Here is a 23,047-nt window from a genome sequence, read left to right as displayed (position 1 = left end):
TGGGCAAAATTGATTCATGAAAAAACTTATACTCTTGCTATCGGGCTTCATTATGATGAGTTGTAGCGTGATAAGACCAACGCCGAAAACTGCCTTGGTTGATGGAATATACACGCAAAAAAAAGATCAACAGAAAAGAAAAGTATACGTCGATATAGAAGAAGATGTTTTACGCACGCATCCTACCAGATTACTTAGTCATCAATTAATTATAGACAGTTTAAATGCCAGCGATTTCTATCCGCAAGAAATAAAAGAAGCTAGTAGTGAGAAGAGCTTCTTCTCAAAGCAAAGTTTTGATATTGACTTTTTAACCATTCCATTAAAATATCGTTTTCCAAGTAAAGATGTCCCTTCACAATTAAATACCAATTTAAATGGAGCCGTGTATCTCGGTTATAGAGTAGATAAATATGTTGTCGGCTATAAACCTGACTTCCTGAGCCGCTCCTTGCGTAATATAACACACTATGGTTTTTCTTTTGGCCTGTTCAATGGTTTAGGCAATACGGCTATGAATCCAACCACTAATTTCAACGGCATAAGTCAGGAATATGATGGGGTGGTATGGAACAAAGGCCTTGCTGGTATACTCGCTATTAATAATTTTACAGTTGGCCTATCTTTAGGAATAGATAATCTGCTTGATAAAAACAAAAAGGTCTGGATTTACGAATCCAAACCTTGGGTGGGTATTGCTTTTGGGCTGAATTTAAATTAACTTCTACTGCCCGAATATCTCAGCCGAGAGCTTGGCATCCAGGCCATATAAATCATTCCTGAAATTGATTTTTCCACTGGTATCAACCCAGCTGGTAAAATAAACAATATACACAGGTATGGTAGGGGATACTTTAATGCCTGTTTCTTTATCAGTCTCCAATACTTCATTTACCTTTTCCTGATTCCATTCGCCATTATTCCTTAATAAGTAAAAAGCTAATTTTTTCGGGTCTGATAAACGGATACAGCCGTGACTGAATGCTCTTTTAGAGTCACCAAAGTGTCCTTTAGATGGCGTATCATGCAAGTAAATATTATAGCTATTAGGAAATAAAAACTTCATTTTACCCAAAGAGTTTTTATCACCGGGTTTTTGTCGGATAATATAAGGAACATTCTTGCTATAAGCACTCCAATCAACACTTGATGGATTGATAACTTTATTGCCTGATAATACCTCCATATTATTTCGGGTCAGGTATCCTGTGCCTCGTTGCAATTGCGGTAATATTTCATTGCGTATAATGCTCTGTGGGATATTCCAGTAAGGGTTCAGGACGATTGTAGAAAGGTTACCTTTAAAGATAGTGGTCTGCGAAGCTGTTTTACCTACAACCACATTCATCTGCCATGCCTGTTTACCATTTTCAAACACATGTAACATGTATTCAGGAATATTAATCAGCAAATGGTCTTTTTCCAGTTCTTCCGGTACCCATCTTAATCGCTCCATGTTAAGCATTATCTGGTTGATACGGAATTGCACCGGCTGATTCATTTCTTTAAGTGTTGCCACATCAATTTTACCACTCTCTTTCAAACCCATTCGTTTTTGAAAACGAACAACCGCGCTACGAAGTGAATCGGTGAAGGTCAAACTGGTATCTTTGATGCTGAAATCACCTGTGATAAACAGGTTTTGTTTAGCCGCTAATATGCTGGTATCTCTGTCGCCAACCGCTAATTGCTTTTTTGCTGTAATGACCTTTGGCCAACCACCTTTACGCTCAATATTCCGGTAGATACGCAGTTTTTCTTTCAGGCGGAGATAGTATACATTGACGGGCTCTCTTACTTTTACCCCTTGATCCATTGAAACCAGTGAATCAAGCAAGGACTGATAATTTTTCTTTTTTCTTGGAATAAACCACTCTAAATCCAATGGATTTTTGGTAATACCCCCATAAGCCTTGATGGCATAATTGAAGAAAGTCGTAGTGAGCAAAAGCTCGAGGCGTTGCACCTCGGCTTTGCGTTTTAAAAAGTCTTTTTCATCGCTTTCTGCACTAGCAATCAGGTTATCTAATTCTACATTCTGGAAACTGCTGTCGGCAAAATCGTAGGTATAGTTTTTCAACTGACTATGGAAGTTCTGGGCCGCATTACTGATACCGTCTTTATTAAACCACGCCGACTGATAATAACGGCGGGAATAAAATTCTTTCACCTCTTCCCGTATGGTATCTTCTGTCGAAACTGTCGTAAAAAACTTGTTGACCACATTACTATCCAGCAATATATCGGCAAAATTCTGTGACGAGTAGATACTCGAATCCGGCAGTAAGCTTCTACGTTTTTTGCCTTTTTTACAGCTTGTTACACTACCAACAACAGTTAAAACAATGCAAAATAAAATAACAACCTTTTTACCTTTTAGCATAGGCTATCTGTGAATTTTCTCTATGGATATACAATAAACTGCCATTTGCAATGACAGGAACAACTTGCGGTATCAGTTCATTTGGTAAAGCAGGGCAGCCGTAGCTACGACCTAATCTGCCATGTTGTTTTACAAAATTGGTGCTTACATAGTCTGCTCCATGAATAATCACTTCGCGGCGACGGGCATTGTCGTTAATGCCTTTCTGCAAACCTCCCAGCAATAAAGCCATGCCATGTTTCGGGCTTTGTATAATCTGTCCAACGGTATAAAATCCCAGGCTACTTTTATGAGATTCCATTTCGTTAGAAAACGAATTAGCCATGTTTTCGCCTGAATTACGCCCGTGAGCTACTAAGGAAGAAAACAACAGTTTTTTCTGTAATACATCTACCACAAAAAATCTTTCCTGGGTAGAGGGCAGATTGAAATCAACAATCGTAACAATTGATTTCGACGGACGGTATTTCTCATAGCCGGCCATTGCTTCCTGAAAGGCTGCATAGTCGACTATACCATTCAGACGACAATCATTGTAAAGCATTTCTACAGCACTTATAGTAGTAACTGTTTTCTTGTGGGTGATGTTTTCAGATTTAACATTTTTTGAGGTAATTGTGTTGGCTGAGGATAGTGCAACACTCAGGATAACCAGAAAGGAAATCAGTTTAAAAGATTTGAACATAAGCTAAGAGTTAGTGCATGTTTAAGCATGAGTATTCTGACCATGGTAGCCACTAAAAGCGGGTTTTATAGGTTAAAATCTTAGTTTTAAAGCATGCGTTTAAGTTGATAATTTATTAGCACCGTTTCTTTAACGCCATTCCAGGCACAATCATTTCATAAAAACTGATTTATTTGCCTGTGCTATATCCTCGCTCCTGACAAAATTAGCGAAATCGGAATAGCCTGATGAGTACTATAGAACCGGATATTAAAGAACGAATTTTATCTTTGAAGAGTTCCGTAGAAGAGAGTAAGAACCTTTAGCGCCTGGTGGAGTTCCAGATTATATAGAAGAATGATTTTATGTGCATTCTATCAGGATGAATACAGAATTAGGCGATAATTAAACTAAAATGCCTGCCCTTATAATTAAGGCAGGCACCTGGAATAGTAATCAAACAGTTTATAAGCCATTATAATACATAACAAGTCTTACCAGATCGCTTTCGGTCCTGGGGTTGAGTTTATGTTTTTTCATATATTCTTCAATGTCTTCCGCTTTGTCAGATAGTAACTCTAAAACCGATTTTTTATCGTTTTTGATTTTAGTGAGCTGGGCTATTTCACCTACGTAATAGGTATTGTTGTTTAATACATTACGTTGCATAGTAGCAGAGCCATACGGTTTCTCGTCGATGATGGTTTTATGATTCTTTTTCCATAAAGTTACTTTTCCGGTTACTAATTTTTCGTAGAAAACACCGTCAGCACCTCTCTGAAATACATGTTCGTTGGCATCTTTCCCGATAGTAAAAGAAATGATGGGTTGGGTAAAAGCTTTCATACCCCCATCTGCATCCTGAAAAATTACCTGATTTATTACCTGGTCAAATTTGAGATCAAGGTTTTCAAATTTTTTGCCCGATGCCACAGTAACACTGCCTTTCTCCCAGTTTTCGAGCAGATAAGGTGAGCCCTTTACATTCATATAGGCCTGGCCTGTCATGGGTGTTCCTCCGATGGCATCGCCTGATACGGCTATTTGAGCATTGGCCGAACCACAGGCAAAACCCACAACGATTAATAGTTTTTTGAATTGTTTCATAGTATTTTTCATAATGTAATATAGAATCAGGTTTTAATAAGAATGGGTTGCTGAGAGAACTCAGGCAACCCATTTCAAATATACGAAAGAACAGAAATATTAGTTACCGATACCTGGGTTAACCTGGGTTTCTGCTAACGGAATACCGAAGATATATCTTGTTTCTGTTGGTTGAATCAAAGCACCTGCACCGAAAGAGTTGATTGGTTGTGCTCTTCTCAGGATGTCATTTGTTCTGAAACCTTCAGCAAATAATTCGATACGTCTTTCAGTTAAGATCGCGTTAATTAAACCGGCTTTATCAAGTGTTCCGAAATCGTAACCTGCATCCGAACGGTGGTGTACTGCTTGTAATAAAGCTAATGCACGTGTCTGGCTACCAGCTTCTGCTTCTGCCTCAGCAAGGTTTAACAATACTTCAGCATAACGGATACTTGGTACGAAGTCAGTAAACGGAGATACACCACTGAATTTCGTGCTTGATGGCGACGCCGCTACAGCAGTAGTAGCTACTGTCAATTTAGTTTTACGATCATCAGTAGCCGTGAACTGTGGGTTAGAATAGATACCAGTTGGGCCTGTATTGATGAAATACTCTACGTTACCCGCGTTGAAATAATACCCTAACTGGTTTTGAGTACCAGGAGCATTTGTATCAGCCATCGGGAAAGATAAGATCGATTCTGTTGAAGTATACGGTGCTCTGAACACAGAAACCACATCAGGTTGTAATGCATGAGCCACTCTGTTTGGAGAGGTGAAAGGAGCCGCAGCAGATACAATTTTATTGGCTTCTGCAATTACCCCAGCGTAATCTCTCTTAGCCAACAATACACGGGTTTTTAAAGCGATAGCCGTGTTTTTGTGTGCTCTTGATGTACGCAACAAAGGAGTAGTATAATTATCTGGTAAAGAAGCTTCAGCTTCATTCAAATCTTTCAGAATCTGGTCATAAATCTGAGCTACTGTGCTTCTTGCTAAGTTGTTATTAGCAGAAGTAACTTCACCTTTTAATCTTAATGGAAGACCCGGAGATGCACCATTATCTAAAGCATAAGGTTTAGCAAAGAATTGTACCAGAGAGAAATAAGTAAGTGCTCTCAAAAACTTAGCTTCACCGGCATAGTTACCTGCTAAAGTAGCACTAACAGCGTTTGGATTAGCTGCCAGCCCCTCTAAGAACAAGTTAGCTCTGTTGATAGTCAGGTAACCCTGAGTCCAGAAGTTAGCGATATACGTATCTGATGGATCCTGGTTGCCTTGATAAGTAGAATACCCTGTTACCGAGTTAGTCGTACGGTTTACAAACTCTTCAGCACGGATGTCGTTATAAATCAGATAACGACCGCCCAAAAAAGCACCATTTTTGATTGAACCATACAAACCGATTACTTGTGACTCAACACGAGCCGGAGTAGAGAACACTGTAGCATCTGACAAGCTTAGTTCCGGAACGGCGTTCAGGAAGTCTTCGTTGCACGAAGACAAGCTAATGGTCATAGCCAGTGATAAGATTCCTATTTTTTTATTTAATATGTTCATAAAATCAATGTCATTTAAGAATTAGAAACTTAAGTTAAGACCAGCTGTGAATTGTCTTCCTTGAGGGATTGAGTTACGCTCGATACCAGAAGCAGTGTTAGTGTCTCCGTTAGTCGAGATTTCAGGGTCAACACCTGTATACTTAGTAAGTAAGAAAGCATTATTAACCTGAACATATACTCTTAAAGAAGTGATACCGGTTTTGCCAAATGTGCTTGGCACACGGTAACCTAAAGTAGCTGTTTGTAAACGTAAGAAGTCTCCTTTTTCAAGGTTTTCAGAGATAAGGAATGATGAACCGTTTGATACGTTATCACCATATACTGCTCTTGGAACGTCAGTGATGTCACCGGCTTGTTTCCATGAACGCAATACATCAACTGAGTTGTTCCATACACGTTGGTCTCTTAAACCGGCTTTGCTACCATTATAGATATAGTTACCACCAGAGAATGTGAAGTTAATTCCTAAGTCAAATCCTTTGTATTTCAAGGTATTGTTGAAACCACCATACCAGGTTGGTATTGTACCACCCAATATCTGTTGTTGAGCTGATGGAGAAGTAGTTTGTGTTCCGTCAAGGAAAGTCCACGCGTTAGGGCCACCATGGTGTAGGTATTGTACTTCTTTGCCATCACGTGTAACGAAAATACGACGACCATTAGCCGGGTTCACGCCGCGTGTTACAACACCGTAAACTTGTCCTGCAGAGTAACCAACTTTAGTGATACTTGTTGCTTCCAAACCAGAAGTGTTGGTAAGAATAGGAGTGTTATCGTCAACAAGAGCAGTAACCAGGTTTTTGTTAGTAGAGAAGTTCAGGTTAGTTGACCAGGTGAAACCACCTTTGTTAACAGGTACTGCATTGATAGAAAACTCCCAACCTTTGTTATACATTGAACCAACGTTAGCAAGAATTGAGTTATTAGGGATACCTTTTGATGGTGCTTGTGGCACATCCAAAATCAAATTATTGATATTTTTGTTATACCAGTTAGCTTCAAAAGTGATACGGTCGTTCAGGAAGCTAACATCTAAACCAATATTAGTTTGCTCACTTGTTTCCCATTTCAAATCTCTGTTACCTGCCTGGTTGAACGCTAAGGTAGGTGCTGCTCCGTAAAGACCTGAACCAAAAGTAGAATAAGAACCATACGCATTGTTTACGTTACCGTTACCAACTTTACCCCAGCTCGCTTTCAAACGTAGTGACGAAAGTTTGTTGCCAAAACCTAAGTTTTTGAAGAATTCTTCTTCTGAGATTGTCCAGCCTGCAGAAACCCCACCGAAATCACCCCAACGGTTTTCAGCAGAAAGTGCCGAGTTGCCATCACGACGGTAGTTACCACTGATAAAATATTTGTTAGCAAAGCTATAGCTAATGCTACCTAAATACGCTTCATAAGCTACTTGAGTAATAGCATTTCCGGCAGCAAGGTTTGTACCGAAGTTACCCTGGAAATCCTGGAAGAAGAAGTCAGCTAAACCCTGGCGTTGCGCACCCCATTGCGTAGTTCTTCTTTTTTGTACGTCAGAACCTGCTACTAACGAAAGGTTGTGTTTTTCACCAAACGTCTTCATGTATTGTAGGGTATTAATCCAGTTCCAGTTATCAGCACGTGTCTGTTGGTTGTAAGCATCACCTTGTGCAGATTGACCATCACCATTATATGGGTTCCAGAAACGGATGTTTTCAATATTTCTGAAGTCCCAAGAATAAGTAGTTTTGAAAGTTAAACCTTCATACAATTTAATTTCAGCCCCTAAATTGGCAATGATACGGTTAGTTTCAGAAATGTTTTTATCTAAGTCTCTTAAAACGGCGGCATTAGGGAACTGCGCAGGCAATAAGTTGTTTTTACGACCTACTGTGTTATTTTCGATATTATAAGTACCATCTTCGTTATAGGCAGGCAAGTTAGGAACCTGTGCAACAGCGATACGACCTAAACCTGAAGTAGCAAATGCACCACCAGTGTAAGAACCACTGTTAGGTGATTTGTTCAAGCTATTGGCAAAATTGATATTAGCTGATAATTTTAACCAGTTTGTAGCCTGATGATCCATATTCAAACGTCCTGAACGGCGTTGGAAGCTGTTAGCTCTTAAGAAACCATCCTGATCAGAAAAACCTGCCGAGAAATAGTAGTTGGTTTTTTCTGTACCACCTTGTACAGTCAGGTTATGGTTTTGAGAAAAACCGGTACGATATACTTCGTTATACCAATCAGTATCAATTAAAGAACCATCTTTATTATAAGCTGGTAAGAATGATTGGTTTTTATCGTTACGTTGAGAAGCTGCAACAGCATTTGGGTTAAGTGTCAATGCATTAGCAATTGCCATGTTTTTGTGATCCATGTACTGTTGTGCATTCAATACATCTGGTAAACGAACAGCGTTGCTTACACCTGCCCAGCTATCAATAGATACTTTAGTTTTACCAGCTTTACCACGTTTAGTAGTGATTAATAATACACCGGCAGCAGCACGAGAACCGTAGATAGCAGCAGAAGCAGCATCTTTTAATACGTCGATTGACTCGATGTCAGCAGGGTTAATATCACCTAGCGGGTTGTTGGTAGAGGCGTTACCTGATACGTCACCTGTAGTGATAGGTATACCGTCAACTACTACTAATGGGAACGAGCTCAAAGAAAGTGAGCTAAGACCACGTACACGGATAACAGGAGGGTTGTTTAATAGACCGTTCGGTTGTGTAATGTTTACACCGGCAGCCTGACCTGTTAAACCTTGTGAGAAACTTTGTACAGGGCGTTCAGCTATCTGTGTAGCTTTTACGGTTGAAGCCGCACCTGTAAATTCTGTTCTTTTTTGTGTACCATAACCTACAACTACAACTTCACTCAATTGTTTGTTGTCTGACACCAACTGAACATCAACGATTGTACGGGTTCCTACTGGTACTTCTTGCGATACTGTACCAATGAAACTGAAAATTAAAGTGGCATTACCTGAAACATTGATTTTGTAAACTCCGGAAGCATCCGACTGAGTTCCTAGTTTAGTTCCTTTTACCGTAACACTTACACCGGGTAGTGGAGAGCCATCTTCTGAGGCGGTTACCTTTCCGGAAACGGTCCTTTCTTGAGCAGCAGCCTGCCACGCAGTAAAGAGAATCCCCAGCATGAAGAGAAGTAGAGATTGTTTTCTCATAACTTGTAGGTTTGTTTAGTTTGTTTATTAAATTAAGACACAAAAAAAATTAGGACTGTAAAATTATTAAAAAGCGATTAAAAAAAAAATTTACAATAAAATCGTGCTAGTAAATTGTTATAAATGTTCAACTATTTTATTCTATTTATAGACGTAAAATTGCTAATTAGCGACAAAAAGGAGTAATTAATCGACTTAAGAATTTATTAAAAATATCATGCCAATTATTGAAATAGTTATACGTTTGCTACTCTAAACGGCTTAATTTCAATTGATTGCCAGACATTTTGGATAATATAAGGTTCACTATCGTACCACGCCCGCATCTCTTCGTCAGTTTCAAACTGAACAATCATGACAGAGCCTACCATTTTGCCGGCATCGTCAAGAATAGCACCGCCTAATAAGAATTGATTATGTTCTTTAAGATTTTTTGCACCCGCCAAGTGGATAGGGCGAGCAGCCATTCGTCGATCAATGGCTTCTTCATCAACGCCATCTCTGGCTATGATTACGTACTGGTTCATTAGTTATACAATTTAGTTCTAAGGTTAGCTTATCGCTTCTTAAATTCGAGGTAATCGTAATTCATATTACCATGCTCTACCGTATGTAAAGTCAGGGTATGAATGCCTTTGGTCAGTTTCACTTCTGCCAACGATTCTGCCTTATTCCAATGGTGCCACTGACGCCAGGCTACAGGTTCGTTGGGGTCAAAGGTTGAAACAACTTTCAGGTTTTCAGCTACTGGTTTGCCGTCAATATCCAGAGAGATAAGTCCGTCGCCATTAGCTGTGTACATCAGTCCGACACTATAATTACCCGTTTCTTTTACATTGACGTAATATTTTATCCATTCGCTGTTTTCTGTCCACCCAACATAGAATTTATTTATTTCGGGCATTACTTTATTATATTTCGTATTGTCAATATCGTTAGCCTTGGTATAAGAAATGTCAACCCCCTCTTTCATCCTGAATTCGTTCAGGAAAGTGCCATTAGCGGGGTTTAGCTTCCCACTTCCATTATTGATGCTGTCTTTATCATGATAGGCAATTCCCTCGCCGCCTTGGTTATATAATTCGCATTCAATTTTTCCGGGAATCTGCTGAATGGTATTCTGCCATGCCTGTCCTGCATCGTGGGGCATCGTATGATGAGCGCAGGTATAAAGCCCTAGCGAAAGGAGAATTGAGAGATAGGGTTTCATCTTAGGTTTTATAGTATTGACAAGAGCGTTCATTTCAGATGCAAATTAAGATACATAAGATAGATTAACAACAATAGTCTATAAAATTAATATACAATATTAGCCAAGGAGTGCCAAGGTCAGTCTATGCCTTTAGTTCAGAAATAATCCGTGGTTAAAAATTTTACCTGCTATTATCAGTACTTATCCGCCAAAAAAACCTTCAATAAAAATAAATGCATATAGCAGGTGGTAAATGATTATCGTTTGAACCTACCTCTCTTACTTTGAACATTATTTAATTTTCAAATGAAATTTCTGAAAGTGATACTTTTTATATTTCTGGGTTTTATAGCCTTAATGGGCTTCGCTGTCTGGTATTCGCAAACACCTGAAGGGAAGGAAATTTATGCAAAACAACAGGCAAAAGAACGGGCAGATTCCCTCAAAGCTAAGGCTCTTGCTGTACAAGAAGACAAAAGCCTGAAAAATGCCACACTTCTGGTAGAGGAAAATTGCGATGGTAAGGGGCCTTTGCATTTGCCTGTATTTGATATAAAGAACGATAAGCTATTTTATGAAGAGGGTAAATACAAGGCACATCTGGGCGCCTGGAAGCGTGAATACCACTTTGGCATAGGACGAGAACTGGAAAATTTTGTGGCAGAAGTGCAATGTGATGTAGGCAATGCAGGTATTTGTGGTATTGTGTGGGCATTGCCTTTAGTGAGAGATGAAAACAGAACACCCTCGCAGGCATATTTCGCAAAAACAACTGACGGTTGGAGAACGACAGAAATGCCGCCTAAAGGGATGAGCCATTCGCATGAAAACGGTAGCCGTTGGGTAAAAGATTTAATGAAAGACGACAAGACGAGTACGCTGAAAGTAACGAAATACGGAAGAAAGATAACCTGCTATATTGATAATGAAGAAGTAAGAACCTTTAAACTATCAGATAATTTTCCTCTTTCTGGAGAAGTAGGCTTGCTTATAGGCAAAAGGGAAATGCCTCAGGGACAATCGCAATATGGAAGCATAGCGGTAAAGCGCTTTAGAGTTTGGGAATTGAAATGATGTTTTTTGGATTATTAAAGAAAGAAAGTGCTAAAGTCGGGAGGTATTACTTCCCGACTTTTTTAATATCAAAAATTATCTCGACTCCTTAACCTGATACTTCTGCTCACTACTACCATCAGATTACAAAAGGCTACAATACCCAGCCAGATAATGACACTTGGCGCCATCAGAAAAATGCGTTCCCAACTTAATACTCTATGTGAAATTAAGGTTAAGAGAGTAGGGGCTAATGCCAGGAGAACTAAAGGCAATAAACGAACAATATTTTTACTGATAATTACCCACGATGACTTGGCACGGTGTTTAATCACCCACATTTTCATATTTCTGAAACTGAAAACAGTCAGGATAAGCGTAATGATAATAAAAGTAGCAATCAATAATTCATACATCGAATCATTCATAAAAGAAGTTTCAGCTGCCTGATTAGTCAGAATATTACTTACGCCTAGCATAAAACTATGGTAATCCTGAAAGGCGTTGATGCCACTATTAAACAGAATCACGATGCCGTAGCCTTCCTTAGCCAAAATCATTTGTTCTGCCTGATAGGTCCAGAATACACCACTATGCGATACATTCTTTTGTGGGTCTACAAACCAACCCAGTCCATAAGAACTATTGGCAGGGTGCGAAAACATTGTTTCTATACCCTTCTCACTTAATAACCTTTGTCCCTGATACTCGCCTTTATTCAGATATAGCCTTAGCCACTTAGCTAAGTCAGAAGTGGTTGAAACTAATCCCGCTGACCCCTCTATAAACCAGTTAGGTTCATTCGTTTTTACAGCTTGACCAAACACAAATATATTGCCTTGGGGCACTTTTCTCTGAAACTCCAGCGTGCTGTGGTGGCTACTCGTATGAGTCATTTGCAAGGGTGTGAAGATATGCTTCTGTAAATAATCAGCAAATTTTTCCTGACTCACTATCTCAACCAAATGAGCCATGATATGATAGTTAGGATTATGATAACGGAATGTCTCACCCGGATTACTATCCAGTTCAACATCTTTCAGATTATCAATCGTATTTTTGGTAGAGGCTGGCTGTTGTTTAAAGCTTAATTCAGGGTACACTACATCGGATAAACCACTGGTCTGATTTAAAAATTGTCTGACAGTAATTTTGTCAGCGCGCGCATCAGCCATTTTAAACGACGGGATATATTGTTTAACAGGCGCATCCAGATTGATTTTTCCGGCTTCCACCAGTTGCATAACGGCCATAGCCGTAAATGCCTTACTTAATGAAGCAATGGCAAAGGGAGTACTACTAATAATAGCCTTATTTTCTCCGTCTTTCCCATAGCCTTTCGAGAAGATTACCTGATCTTTATTAACAATGGCAATAGATAAACCGGGTATATGGTTTTTATCCATATTCTGCTGAATAAACTGGTCTATCGGCTTGAATTGTTCAGGAATCTGGGCATAAGTTTGAATACAGGCAAAGGCGAGTGTCAGACAAGTAAATACCGTTGTTTTTAATCTTTTTATCATAGGAAGCAATAGAATATTTTTACAAAGGAACGAATACTTTGCCCTCAAATTCATTTACATAGCTAAAGAAATTTGATTAATGATACTCTCAATCTGCCTTTCCACCTAAGTTAGCAAAAAAAGTTTGGCAGCCTTGCCATTGCAAAGCTGCCAAAACTAAACCTTAATTACATATAATTTACTTAATTCTTATTTCGGATATACACATTATTACTGATAGACTCAAATCGTACCTCCGGGCCACCGCCATACACTTTGCCTTCCAGCAGATAACCAACTATCGGATTTTTCTGTTTTTTGTTGGTGAAAGCAATGTCTAAATCTGAGTATACTTCGCCGGTAATGGTTTTCATGCCTATATTACCGCCTTTGCCTTTTGGCCAGTTCACCTCTACAAAACCGCTGATAGTTTTAGCTGTAAGATTGTTGCTGATGCTGCTGATCCAGATATTGCCATTAATCGTTTCCAAACTTACCTCGGCTTTTTTTGGTAGATACACTTCATAATTGATAGTACTGCATACATAATATCGTTCGTTGTCACTACCCCACGACGACCGATGCCCGTCTTTGGTATCAGGGCAATCTTCCGCTCTGCCTTTTTTTATTAAATCTTTGTCATAATCAGTTTTCAGACTTATTTCGTTTGAGTTGCTTTTCGCATCAACTGTTAGTGCATCATTCAATCGGCCTCCGTTAATTTCCACTGAAATCTTCACATACACCTCTGCTTTATCCCAGTATTGTACCTTAATGTCGTCAGCGAATCTGAGATTCAGGTCTACCGATTGCCCTGCCGAGAACGGCAGGTGTTTTTCGATAATTTTCTGTGCGTAAGTAAACGATTGGCAAAGGCCGAGTAATAGTAATAATGTAAGCTTTTTCATAATTTTATATCGGACAAAGGTCTTTATTTTTTGCGAACGTAGATATTGCTGCTGATAGTATTTAGTTGAAGATTCACGCCACCACCGTTCATATTACCGGTGATGTTATGACCGCCACCTACTCTCGACATGCCATCTTTACCTGATTTCAAATTCAGGTCTATATCAGAGTATATTTCTCCCGAGATAGATTTCATTGACAGTGTAGCTTTAGCCGTAGCAGGAAGCGTAATGTCCAGATCCCCGCTTATCAGAGAGATAGAAGATGGGGTAGACTGATTCAATGCAGAGAAAACCGCTGTGAGTTTACCGCTGATGCTATTGGCGACAATAGGCCCGGTTACATTGTTCAGTTTAATATCAGCATTATTGGTTTTTATCTCCAGATCACCATCGATATTGCTAAGGCTGATTACTGAGCCCTGGAAATTAATCTGGGTATACATGATCGTTGCCTTATTAGGAACCATTATCGTATATCTCGCCGATTTTCTAGCGGCTTTTTCAATTTTTAGAACCCCACCTTCCATATTCACAGCCAGACCCAAACCTGTATTATCAACATTGGTATTGTAGAGGGGTTTCAAACCTTTGGCTTGCTCCGGAATTGGTTCAAGGCCACCGCCTTTGATAATTACTTCATCCCCGGCATATCCTTCAATCTTAAGGTTTTCGCCTTCAAGTTCAATTGCTATTTTGCTGTCCTTGGTATTGGCTAATTTTGATTTGAATTCCTGTGCTTGCGTATAAACAGCAGTTAATAAAAGGCAAGCGAGTACGAACATATTTTTTTTCATTGTAATTGGCTTTTAAATAATTCTGAAATTGATTTGTTTGATTGGACCACTCTGAGAATAAGGCCTTAACTTCTCAGTAAATCCGTTATTGTTAATTGTTTGTTTACAAAGTAATCAAAGTAGCCGCCCCCTCTTCTGCTTTCATCCTCACCACATCCATCACGGCTTTGTCTTTTGAAATTTGCTCCAGCGTTTCCGAAGCACGTTTTTCTTTCATCATTACCAGTAATTCTATGAGCGTAATCTGAATATTCGGGTCAGTCTGAATTTTGAGCGATTGCATGAGTCCTTCTCTTACGGCAGGTTCACTTTCGAAACGGGCTAGTGCCTGACAAGCCGCCAGACGCACATTCACGTTATCGTCGAAATTCAAGGTATTAATCAGCAATTGGATGAGTTCTTTGTCTAATTCTTCCAGTTTTAAACTCTGGTTCACCGCATCAATCCTCTCACTGGCCGATGTCAGATTCACCTGTTTAAACTGTAAGGTTTCTTTCATCGAATTCGCCGTAGGATTTTCTATAATAGCTATTTCTCCACCTTTATTGTTGTAATAGTAGCCGGCTGCAAAACTTCCTAAAACTAACGCCACACCCGCGGCAATTCTCAAACTCACAGCTCTGAACTGGATGATTCTGCCTTTCTTTTCGATGCGTCTGAGCAATTCCTCATTCAGATTTTTCGAGGGTGTCTCCCTGGCAGCCAGACGGTAATAAGCAAACTCGGCTATATGGTGCTGCAAATGTGTGGGCACCTCTGCTTTGCCGAAAAACTCTTTGATATACTTTTCTTCCTGGAGTGTGGTTTCACCTTCATAATATTTCTCCAGTAATTTTTCAATTTCCTGATACATAATTGTTCGTTTTTTGATAACTGTCTCTCACACTTTTTCGCGCTCTCGACAATATGACTCTGATATTATTGATGGTCTGTCCTGTAATCTGTTCAATCTCTTCAAACGAATACTCCTCTACATCCCGCAGGTGGAGAATCGTTTTCTGAATTTCGGGTAAATCGTCGATGATTTTCTTTAACAATTCATTGCTATCGGCCAGTTCTGTCTGCTCATGGGGCGTATAAGTTCTGGCACTTACCTCAACCGTTTCCAGACCTGTGCTCGTATAGTTATACGCATGAGACTTCAGTTTATCCAGACAAAGGTTTTTGGTCATTTGCACCGCCAAAGCCTCTACACTATTATACGCTCCCAATTGCTGACGTTTATCCCATAGTCTTAAAAATATTTCCTGAACGGTGTCTTCGGCCTCCTCTGTATTCTTAAGGAAGAGTTTTGCTACCCGGAATAACCGGGATTGATGCTGCAGAACCGATTGTGTAAATACTTTTAAATCCATTTCAATAACATAGACGACTGGCCTTGAAAGTCATTACAAAAGTTTTGAAACTTTTTTTTGAAGAATGATAAAATTAGTAAATAAGATTGAGAAAAAAGAAAATAGATATAGTGGGGAATAATTGTAAAAAATAAACTAATTATTGTTTTATGATAACTAAAGCTTATTTTTACAGTTGTATTCAAAATTATGAAAAATGAACAAAGTAAAAATTATTTCTAGAATTCTTTTTTATATCACCCGCGTGCTCGCCTTTTTTTATCTGTTTACTGCTGCCTATTCACTTTTCGCATTAGTAACAGGAGTGTTTCTGGGCTTCAGAGAAAACAAAAAGTATTTCCATGTCATGTACCCGTTTACAGAAAAACCTTTTCTGAACGGAGATTACAATATGTCATACATCATCTTTGATTTTCTGCTGGTATTGGGGCTATACGGATTATTCTTTCTTTTGGCGAGCAATATTTTCAAGGTCTTTTTTCAACCTAAACTGTTTACAGAATTTGGCATCAGACAACTACGGTATTTTTATTGGGCCAATCTCTTTTTGCCGGGCTTAACTATTTTCTTTGCCAGCATTTTTGCAGAGGTAGAAGACATGGCAGTAATTTTAGTTATCTTGCACTTCATTTTGGGCATCTTTGCCTATTTCTTTGCCGCCATTTTCAGACAGGGATTACAATTACAGAAAGAACAAGATTTATTTATTTAAGATATGCCAATTATAATCAATGTAGATGTGATGCTTGCCAAACGCAAGATGCAAAGTAAAGAGTTGGCAGAAAAAATCGGAATCACCACCGTCAATTTATCCATCCTGAAAACAGGTAAAGCTAAGGGTATCCGTTTCGATACCCTTGAAGCCATTTGTAAGGTATTGAATTGCCAGCCCGGTGATGTTTTGGAGTATGTGGAGGAGTAGAAAGTTTTAAAATTCACCAAAGCTTGTAAAGACATTACAGCGTAAATTATAATTCTTCTTTTACGTATAATTCTTTTTTTTAATTGATAAAGTCAGTATTATATACTTACATTTTTTTAAAATGTAAATTCATAATCGCTCCACTATTGATGTCAAAGCCAATAATTTCGCCTTTTTTATTTCTTTTAATTAATAAGTGCTTCATAAATTCATAGTCACTTGTTAAATGCTCAGTATCTAATAGCATAATTTTAGCTTCACCATTTATACTATTATTAAAAAACAGTTCATGATTTTTAATAGTAATAGTATAAATGCAGTCTAATTCTGAAGAGTAATAGTTGCCAGTATAGGATTGTAATAATTTGTCGGTTATTGAGATTGGAGAATTATAACGTATAAGTTTAATAGGCTTATTACCATAAATAGGTGAAATTAGATTTACACTAGCAGCTTGTTTATTATTTCCAGAATAGAAAACATAATATACTGCCGGGTTATTTTTTAAAACAAGTGTGTCTTTTGATTTTGCTATGAGTAAATTATTCTCATTGAGCCATATCTGGTTATCTTTTATTTTGAGATTAAGTCGATATCCATTTTCTGCAATATAATTACCAACAAAGTTTTCAAGAATGCCTTGGTCTAAGGAGAGAGAAGTAGTAGTATTTTTTGGGATAGATTCTTTATTCTTTAATTTCTCTTTATTATCTGCCATAAATAATTCTGAAAGTTGATTTATTTTGGTATATACTTCGCTATCACCAGCGTTACCAAAAATAAGAAAACCTAGTTTTAACTTTGGATAGACTGCCATAATAGTGCGATACCCTGCCAATCCTCCGTTATGTATAAAACGTGTTTGCCCTCTGAATACCTCGACATTTATTCCCATTGCATAATTGATAGAGGTTCCATCATTTAATTTACCCTTTTGAGTAAATAGATCAATAGTTGTTGAATCACCAATTTTAGGCAAGTAAAAGTTTTTTATCCAGAGAGACATATCTATTATATTAGTAAATAACCCCCCATCACCAAGTGTATAAACATTCTGATGAACATTTTTAATAATATTATTTTCAGTTTCGTATGATAATGCCCTGCTTTTAATAATTTGGCTTTCATTATCAATAAAACGACTATCTGCCATACCTAAAGGCTTAAATATCTGAGAATCGACAAAATCATTGAAGCTTAGATTACTTACCACTTTTACAATTTCGGCTAATAGAATATAGTTAGAATTAGAATAAGAGAATTTTTCTCCTGGAGAAAAATTTAGCGAAGTTTGTCTTCCTATAATATTTAAAGCAATTCTCTGATTTAATACTCCGCCCATAGGCAATCCTTTAATATTGGCTAGAGTAATATCATCACGTAAACCGCTTGTATGATTTAATAAATGCTGTATAGTAATTTTTTTGCCAAAATCGGCTATCCAAGGGATGTAACGCCGAATATCATCATCGAGCTGCAATTTGCCTTGTTTAACTAATAATGCAATAGAATAACCTGCAAACTGTTTTGACACCGAACACATATAATAAATACTTTGAGTTGTATTAGCAATATTCTCTTCTACATTAGCTAATCCATAAGCACCTTTATAAATTAGAGAATCATTGTATACTATGCCAAAAACACATCCAGGTTTGTCTGAAGTATCCCATTTTCTAAACAGTAAATCAATTTTTTTTTTGGTACTATCTGCTAACGGCTGAGATAATGATTTTGAAATGAATAAAGAAAATAGTATAAATAGTAGAAAAATTCTCTTTGTATAATTGAAACAATTGGTGGTAATGTTTATAGAAATCATAGATATGATTTTAAGATATTATTAATAACTAAACCAAGAACTTATGTTTTGAAGAAAGGTTACAAGTAAATTTTAAAAGCCCTTACCATTAGAATCTGATTTATTTCTACAACAGCTCTTTTTTGTATATATTTGAATACTAACTAAGTAATAAAATTCACTTTGAATGAAATACATAATCCTAGACCTTGAAGCCACCTGTTGGGTAAGAAGAGATAAACAGCCCAACGAAATCATAGAAATAAGCACTGTGTAAACTAATGAAGGAAAACTACTTACATGACCATTCTTATAGATATAGACGGCGTTTTAGTAACCACACCCATCTGGAAACCAACTGAACAGCTATCAGATGGTTTTATGAAATTTAATGAAAATGCGGCTGAAAATTTAGCGATTCTATATAAAGAAACGAATGCTTCAATAGTTCTGACAACCACCCATAGAATAAGCTTTGATGAAAAGAAATGGAAAGAAATTTTTAAAAAACGTGGGCTTGACTTTCATACAATAAGCAAATTGAATAGCAAAACAAGCATTGACCAACTGGCTGATAGAGCCACTGAAATTAGTGAATGGGTTGAACAATCCGGAAAAAATGAAAACTATGTTATTATTGATGACGACCTATCACTGCATGGTTTACCGGAAGAGATAAAAGAACGTTGGGTTCACACAAAAACATTAATTGGCTTTGATAAATATGCCAGAGCAAAAGCATTGTCTATTCTGACAGCAAAAGTCAAATTCACTTGCCCTTGTTGTGGGTATAAAACATTGACAGAACCCGAGGCGTATGATATTTGTCCGGTTTGTCGTTGGGAAGACGACCCTTTTCAGTTGAAAGGCCCTGATAGTGAGGGCGGAGCAAATGAGATGTCTTTAAAACAAGCGCAAAAGAATTTTATTCTTTTCGGCGCGTGTGACGAAGAAACGAGGAAAAATGCAAGACAACCCACAATAGAAGAACCCAAAGACGAGAATTGGAAGCCTTTTGAATGATGTATGTAGAGGAGAAATTTATATTAATATGAAATACATAATAGTAGACCTGGAAGCCACATGCTGGGAAAGAAGAGATAAACAGCCTAACGAAATTATAGAAATAGGGGCGCTGTGTATCAATGAAGAAAAACAGATAATCAGTGAGTTTAGCAGATTCGTTAAACCCACAGTACATACTATGCTATCTGCTTTCTGTACTGAATTAACGTCTATCACACAAGATCAAGTAGATTATGCGCAGCTATTCCCGATTGTATTGGAAGAATTTCAAAACTGGATACTAAGCTTTGGCGATGAATATCTTCTTTGCTCATGGGGTTTTTATGATCAAGTGCAATTTAAAAATGATTGCCAATTGCATGGATTACCAATTGATTGGTTGGAAGCACACATCAGTCTGAAGCACCAATACGCCAAAATCAGACAAACCCGCTCGATGGGCATGAAAAATGCCCTCAAAAACGAAAAAATCACTTTAGAAGGCACACACCACAGAGGGATTGATGATGCTAAGAATATTGCCAAGATATTTATTAAGTTGTTTAATAAATGGAATTTCAGCGCAAGGAGAGAGTAAAAGCTAATTGTCACATAAGATATATTAAAAGAATTTTAATATATCGTCCCTACGGGACTTTGTTCTTAAATAGGGTTTTTATCTACCGATATATTATCCCTAACGGGATATTTTAAGTCCCAGAGGGACGGTATATCGGTAGAAAAAAATAGAACTCAAAGATTTAAAGTCCCATCGGGACGATATATCAGTGTTTTGTTTGTTAAAAGCAATTTCGCTAACTTATATTAATAGCTGTATTCCAATTACCTCTCCTCAAAATTAAAACCGCACTTTGCCCTTTCCAGGGTGAATATATAGAATTTTTGGGTACATCAGTCTTCTCTTATTTTTTTACCTCCTGAAAGAGCGATACATAAACAGAATCTCTAGGGGAGAATAAATAACTTATTAATCAAAAAATCATTTTCAACTCGCTTCCTAGCATTAAACCATTCACTTACGATTTTTGTCAGTTCACCTGAAAATAATTTACTGAGCAGAATCCATTCAATAGTTTTGAGCCATCAATCAAAACAAACAAGTATTCTATGGAAGCTACATTAGTAAATACAAAAGTTATCCTGAACGATTTGGCAAGCAGAATGCCTCACTCATTAACTGAAGTCGACAAAGCCTTATTGAATGATATATATCATGAATCTTTAGAAGATTTAGATGAGCCAGAGGCTATGTTTGCTTATACATTGGCTAAAGCCATGAGAAAACATTTCATGACTGGACAATCGCAGGAGCATATTTATTTACAACGTTTCGAGATTCCCCAGATTCGCTTGTTTGAATTATTGATTCAGCAATTCCCTTTAGCTAATCTTAGTCAGCATTGCACCAATACTTTATTAATAGATGCCCTGGTAAGCCATACCAATCCTGTTTTAATGGATATTGGCATCGGCACAGGTTTTCAGGTAAGCAATATTATTGAAGGTCTTTCGAAAAAAGCAGATAGCCAGATTAAATGCCTGACTGTGGTTGGAATTGAGCCATTTGCTGATGCACTTAAAATGACCGAAGCAAATATCAAACGCGCTAGTGAAAATGCACCATTCGAAGTAAGACTAATGGTAAAGGAAGCATTTATTGAGCAAATGTCACAAGAAGAATTAAAAGAAATGCTGCCTGGGCAGTATGATGGTTTATATGTAAATGCTTCTTTTGCTTTGCATCATATTCAGCACATGGCTCAAAGAAAAGCAGTTTTTGGAATCCTGAAGAACTTGAATGTAGATGCATTTGTATTGAGCGAGCCCAATTCCAATCACTTCGAGCCATCCTACAAAAAGCGTTTTCAGAACTGTGTAAATCATTATGGTGTGTTATTTCAGATTATTGATACACTACCGATTACCACTACTGAAAAAGCGGCCTTAAAACTATTCTTCAGCCGTGAAATCGACGATGTATTGGGCAATACAGAGAAGATAAGAGTTGAGAAGCATTTTGCCACTGAGCAATGGGTTCAATTATTTGAAGAAACCGGTTTTACCTTACAAAAACGTGCAGCATTATTTGATTATCTTCAATTGAATGGTACAAATTTAAAAACTGATTTAACCAACCGATATGCCACCGAATTTAAAGGTGAAGAAATAACCAGCCTTTTCTGGGCTAACTGATAAAAAACGATTCAATTATAAAAAGCTATTTAAAATTTCTCTATAAAATAATTCCATGAAAACAGTAGAACAAGTAACCGCCATCAACCAGGTATCAGAATATCCACAGATTGAACAAACGCTTTGGACAGAATTAGGATCAAATGAAGTAATGAGATTACATTGCAACGAAACTGCCTTTGATATTCCACAAAATCTGAAACAACAATTAGTTAACAAAATGCTTAATGTAGCCTGGAATCGCTATCCGGACTTTCATCAGACACAACTACATGCATTGATAGCTAAAGAAGCAGGAGTAGCTACTGAAAACATTGTATTAGGCAATGGCTCTTCGCAATTAATTCAGCAAATTGTTAACTGCTGTTCAAAATTTCTTTCAGAAGCCATTATCGAGAATCCTACGTTTACGGTCTACCATCAGATGTGCCAGAACGAACGGATGCCTTACAAGAATTGGCATATAAGCGAAGAAAATGCTTTTAACCTGAGCACTTTTCCACAGGTAACTGAGCCATCTTTAATTATTCTGACATCGCCTAACAATCCGACAGGAGCAAGTTTACCACTTACTACTTTGAAAACTTTGTTGAACCAGCATCCCGGCTGTGTTTTTATGGTAGATGAGGCTTATGGAGAATTTGGTGGAGAATCAGCACTACCTTTGGTGAATGAATATGCAAACCTTTTGGTGCTCAAAACACTCTCAAAGGGGTATGGATTACCGGGTATCAGATTTGGTTATGCTGCCGGAAATGCTTCATTGATTAACCTGATAAAAAAACATACAATCCCGTTTACTATTAATGTGTTTACTGAGCTTGTAGTTACTGATTTTCTGACGAATCCTTTATATAGCAATGTGGTAAAAGCACACCAGGCCCGTGTTAAAAACCTGCGGGATTTTGTTTCTTATCTGCTTGATGAAATGGCCGACGAAACCTCTTTCAGTGTATTGCCTTCTGCCGCTAATTTCATATTGCTTCGTTTTCATGATGCGGGTTTATTAGAGCAAATCAAACAAGTATTAAGTGCAAGAAATATCATGGTTGGCTATCCTGTAGCGCAATGCCTCCGCCTGACAATTGGTACAGAAGTAGAAATGAACACAGTCTTAAGGCTTATAAAATATGAAATACGCCAGCATAAGGCGTCTGCTGATGAGCTTGCGAGTATCCAGGTAACACAAGAGATGGTCTAAATAAAAGAGTCTTCCGATTTATGTATCAAAATTCCTGATGAGTCTCTTCAGGAATTTTTGCTTTTCCTGGCTTGTAGAGATTTATCCTGAACTTTAAATTCTTGTTGCGTATATAGGTAATGGTAGGTTTAGCTGAAGTCGTAAATATAAATTTAACAGGTTATTAAATATTAAATAGCAAGCCATAAAAGAATTTGTTTTTTAGACGTCTATTTAGAATT

General features: G+C 37.8%; 21 protein-coding genes. 8 read left to right on the top strand and 13 right to left on the bottom strand.

The window, feature by feature from the left end:
* Nucleotides 1-16 precede the first annotated feature (16 nt).
* Nucleotides 17-721 carry a hypothetical protein gene (locus D0T08_RS17965; RefSeq protein WP_116984065.1) on the top strand — a complete coding sequence of 235 codons (705 nt, stop codon included), beginning with the start codon at nt 17-19 and terminating at the stop codon, nt 719-721.
* Nucleotides 722-724: 3 nt separating this feature from the next.
* Here the strand turns inward: D0T08_RS17965 and D0T08_RS17960 are convergent, their stop codons facing one another.
* The 7 genes from D0T08_RS17960 to D0T08_RS17930 form a co-directional block, all read right to left on the bottom strand.
* Nucleotides 725-2,383, bottom strand: coding sequence for a murein L,D-transpeptidase (locus D0T08_RS17960; protein ID WP_116984064.1), 1,659 nt, complete (start codon nt 2,381-2,383; stop codon nt 725-727).
* Nucleotides 2,370-3,068 (bottom strand): murein L,D-transpeptidase catalytic domain family protein, encoded by a 699-nt coding sequence (locus D0T08_RS17955; protein ID WP_116984063.1) that lies wholly within the window; start codon nt 3,066-3,068, stop codon nt 2,370-2,372. Before D0T08_RS17955 ends, D0T08_RS17960 begins: the two co-directional genes overlap by 14 nt.
* Nucleotides 3,069-3,512: 444 nt before the next feature.
* On the bottom strand, nt 3,513-4,154 hold the full coding sequence (locus tag D0T08_RS17950; protein ID WP_147322801.1) for a hypothetical protein: 642 nt from the start codon (nt 4,152-4,154) through the stop codon (nt 3,513-3,515).
* Nucleotides 4,155-4,253: 99 nt separating this feature from the next.
* Nucleotides 4,254-5,696: a RagB/SusD family nutrient uptake outer membrane protein gene (locus D0T08_RS17945; RefSeq protein WP_116984061.1), complete on the bottom strand. Its 1,443-nt coding sequence runs from the start codon at nt 5,694-5,696 to the stop codon at nt 4,254-4,256.
* Between the two features lie 21 nt (nt 5,697-5,717).
* On the bottom strand, nt 5,718-8,873 hold the full coding sequence (locus D0T08_RS17940; protein ID WP_116984060.1) for a TonB-dependent receptor: 3,156 nt from the start codon (nt 8,871-8,873) through the stop codon (nt 5,718-5,720).
* Nucleotides 8,874-9,109: 236 nt separating this feature from the next.
* Nucleotides 9,110-9,400 carry a YciI family protein gene (locus D0T08_RS17935; protein WP_116984059.1) on the bottom strand — a complete coding sequence of 97 codons (291 nt, stop codon included), beginning with the start codon at nt 9,398-9,400 and terminating at the stop codon, nt 9,110-9,112.
* Nucleotides 9,401-9,429: 29 nt separating this feature from the next.
* On the bottom strand, nt 9,430-10,083 hold the full coding sequence (locus tag D0T08_RS17930; protein WP_199538186.1) for a hypothetical protein: 654 nt from the start codon (nt 10,081-10,083) through the stop codon (nt 9,430-9,432).
* 288 nt (nt 10,084-10,371) lie between these two features.
* On the opposite strand from D0T08_RS17930, the gene D0T08_RS17925 reads away from it, so the two are divergent.
* A complete protein-coding gene (locus D0T08_RS17925) occupies nt 10,372-11,139 on the top strand; it encodes a hypothetical protein (protein ID WP_116984057.1) in 768 nt (255 codons plus the stop codon).
* A 68-nt stretch (nt 11,140-11,207) separates the two neighbouring features.
* Here D0T08_RS17925 and D0T08_RS17920 read toward each other — a convergent pair whose 3' ends face one another.
* The 5 genes from D0T08_RS17920 to D0T08_RS17900 all read right to left on the bottom strand — a co-directional run bounded on the left by D0T08_RS17920 (nt 11,208) and on the right by D0T08_RS17900 (nt 15,683).
* Nucleotides 11,208-12,644, bottom strand: a complete 1,437-nt coding sequence (locus tag D0T08_RS17920; protein WP_158561292.1) for a serine hydrolase — start codon at nt 12,642-12,644, stop codon at nt 11,208-11,210.
* A gap of 182 nt (nt 12,645-12,826) precedes the next feature.
* Nucleotides 12,827-13,531 carry a hypothetical protein gene (locus D0T08_RS17915; RefSeq protein WP_116984055.1) on the bottom strand — a complete coding sequence of 235 codons (705 nt, stop codon included), beginning with the start codon at nt 13,529-13,531 and terminating at the stop codon, nt 12,827-12,829.
* Between the two features lie 23 nt (nt 13,532-13,554).
* Nucleotides 13,555-14,328, bottom strand: a complete 774-nt coding sequence (locus tag D0T08_RS17910; RefSeq protein WP_116984054.1) for a DUF4097 family beta strand repeat-containing protein — start codon at nt 14,326-14,328, stop codon at nt 13,555-13,557.
* 103 nt (nt 14,329-14,431) lie between these two features.
* Entirely contained in the window at nt 14,432-15,181 is a 750-nt protein-coding gene (locus D0T08_RS17905; protein ID WP_116984053.1) for a HEAT repeat domain-containing protein, read from the bottom strand.
* A complete protein-coding gene (locus D0T08_RS17900; RefSeq protein WP_116984052.1) occupies nt 15,165-15,683 on the bottom strand; it encodes an RNA polymerase sigma factor in 519 nt (172 codons plus the stop codon). The genes D0T08_RS17905 and D0T08_RS17900 overlap by 17 nt, the downstream gene beginning before the upstream one ends.
* A gap of 196 nt (nt 15,684-15,879) precedes the next feature.
* On the opposite strand from D0T08_RS17900, the gene D0T08_RS17895 reads away from it, so the two are divergent.
* Complete coding sequence (locus D0T08_RS17895; RefSeq protein ID WP_116984051.1) at nt 15,880-16,395, top strand: DUF2975 domain-containing protein; 516 nt, start codon at nt 15,880-15,882, stop codon at nt 16,393-16,395.
* 3 nt (nt 16,396-16,398) lie between these two features.
* Nucleotides 16,399-16,605 carry a helix-turn-helix transcriptional regulator gene (locus D0T08_RS17890; RefSeq protein WP_116984050.1) on the top strand — a complete coding sequence of 69 codons (207 nt, stop codon included), beginning with the start codon at nt 16,399-16,401 and terminating at the stop codon, nt 16,603-16,605.
* 106 nt (nt 16,606-16,711) lie between these two features.
* Here D0T08_RS17890 and D0T08_RS17885 read toward each other — a convergent pair whose 3' ends face one another.
* Complete coding sequence (locus tag D0T08_RS17885) at nt 16,712-18,427, bottom strand: serine hydrolase (protein ID WP_116984049.1); 1,716 nt, start codon at nt 18,425-18,427, stop codon at nt 16,712-16,714.
* 279 nt (nt 18,428-18,706) lie between these two features.
* Between D0T08_RS17885 and D0T08_RS17880 the strand changes: the two genes are divergently transcribed.
* The 4 genes from D0T08_RS17880 (at nt 18,707) to D0T08_RS17865 (ending at nt 22,826) form a co-directional block, all read left to right on the top strand.
* Nucleotides 18,707-19,429, top strand: coding sequence for a CPCC family cysteine-rich protein (locus tag D0T08_RS17880; RefSeq protein WP_158561291.1), 723 nt, complete (start codon nt 18,707-18,709; stop codon nt 19,427-19,429).
* 28 nt (nt 19,430-19,457) lie between these two features.
* On the top strand, nt 19,458-20,009 hold the full coding sequence (locus D0T08_RS17875) for a 3'-5' exonuclease (protein WP_116984048.1): 552 nt from the start codon (nt 19,458-19,460) through the stop codon (nt 20,007-20,009).
* Nucleotides 20,010-20,539: 530 nt separating this feature from the next.
* Nucleotides 20,540-21,625, top strand: coding sequence for a GRAS family protein (locus tag D0T08_RS17870; protein ID WP_229238989.1), 1,086 nt, complete (start codon nt 20,540-20,542; stop codon nt 21,623-21,625).
* Between the two features lie 55 nt (nt 21,626-21,680).
* Nucleotides 21,681-22,826: a histidinol-phosphate transaminase gene (locus D0T08_RS17865; protein WP_116984047.1), complete on the top strand. Its 1,146-nt coding sequence runs from the start codon at nt 21,681-21,683 to the stop codon at nt 22,824-22,826.
* The last annotated feature ends 221 nt before the right edge of the window (nt 22,827-23,047 follow it).

It is taken from the genome of Emticicia sp. C21 (genome assembly GCF_003418935.1).
Lineage (GTDB): Bacteria > Bacteroidota > Bacteroidia > Cytophagales > Spirosomataceae > Emticicia.
The sequence above is the reverse complement of the archived record's forward strand: the minus strand, read 5'-3'. Positions and strand labels throughout refer to the sequence as shown.

Excerpts from the sequence above, each read along its gene's own strand:
- D0T08_RS17935 (WP_116984059.1), bottom strand. The coding sequence starts at position 9,400 with ATGAACCAGTACGTAATCATAGCCAGAGATGGCGTTGATGAAGAAGCC.
- D0T08_RS17880 (WP_158561291.1), top strand. The coding sequence starts at position 18,707 with ATGACCATTCTTATAGATATAGACGGCGTTTTAGTAACCACACCCATC.
- D0T08_RS17905 (WP_116984053.1), bottom strand. The coding sequence starts at position 15,181 with ATGTATCAGGAAATTGAAAAATTACTGGAGAAATATTATGAAGGTGAA.
- D0T08_RS17945 (WP_116984061.1), bottom strand. The coding sequence starts at position 5,696 with ATGAACATATTAAATAAAAAAATAGGAATCTTATCACTGGCTATGACC.
- D0T08_RS17950 (WP_147322801.1), bottom strand. The coding sequence starts at position 4,154 with ATGAAACAATTCAAAAAACTATTAATCGTTGTGGGTTTTGCCTGTGGT.
- D0T08_RS17870 (WP_229238989.1), top strand. The coding sequence starts at position 20,540 with ATGGAAGCTACATTAGTAAATACAAAAGTTATCCTGAACGATTTGGCA.
- D0T08_RS17910 (WP_116984054.1), bottom strand. The coding sequence starts at position 14,328 with ATGAAAAAAAATATGTTCGTACTCGCTTGCCTTTTATTAACTGCTGTT.
- D0T08_RS17955 (WP_116984063.1), bottom strand. The coding sequence starts at position 3,068 with ATGTTCAAATCTTTTAAACTGATTTCCTTTCTGGTTATCCTGAGTGTT.
- D0T08_RS17865 (WP_116984047.1), top strand. The coding sequence starts at position 21,681 with ATGAAAACAGTAGAACAAGTAACCGCCATCAACCAGGTATCAGAATAT.
- D0T08_RS17895 (WP_116984051.1), top strand. The coding sequence starts at position 15,880 with ATGAACAAAGTAAAAATTATTTCTAGAATTCTTTTTTATATCACCCGC.
- D0T08_RS17875 (WP_116984048.1), top strand. The coding sequence starts at position 19,458 with ATGAAATACATAATAGTAGACCTGGAAGCCACATGCTGGGAAAGAAGA.
- D0T08_RS17930 (WP_199538186.1), bottom strand. The coding sequence starts at position 10,083 with ATGAAACCCTATCTCTCAATTCTCCTTTCGCTAGGGCTTTATACCTGC.
- D0T08_RS17890 (WP_116984050.1), top strand. The coding sequence starts at position 16,399 with ATGCCAATTATAATCAATGTAGATGTGATGCTTGCCAAACGCAAGATG.
- D0T08_RS17940 (WP_116984060.1), bottom strand. The coding sequence starts at position 8,873 with ATGAGAAAACAATCTCTACTTCTCTTCATGCTGGGGATTCTCTTTACT.
- D0T08_RS17900 (WP_116984052.1), bottom strand. The coding sequence starts at position 15,683 with ATGGATTTAAAAGTATTTACACAATCGGTTCTGCAGCATCAATCCCGG.
- D0T08_RS17965 (WP_116984065.1), top strand. The coding sequence starts at position 17 with ATGAAAAAACTTATACTCTTGCTATCGGGCTTCATTATGATGAGTTGT.
- D0T08_RS17960 (WP_116984064.1), bottom strand. The coding sequence starts at position 2,383 with ATGCTAAAAGGTAAAAAGGTTGTTATTTTATTTTGCATTGTTTTAACT.
- D0T08_RS17915 (WP_116984055.1), bottom strand. The coding sequence starts at position 13,531 with ATGAAAAAGCTTACATTATTACTATTACTCGGCCTTTGCCAATCGTTT.
- D0T08_RS17885 (WP_116984049.1), bottom strand. The coding sequence starts at position 18,427 with ATGATTTCTATAAACATTACCACCAATTGTTTCAATTATACAAAGAGA.
- D0T08_RS17925 (WP_116984057.1), top strand. The coding sequence starts at position 10,372 with ATGAAATTTCTGAAAGTGATACTTTTTATATTTCTGGGTTTTATAGCC.
- D0T08_RS17920 (WP_158561292.1), bottom strand. The coding sequence starts at position 12,644 with ATGATAAAAAGATTAAAAACAACGGTATTTACTTGTCTGACACTCGCC.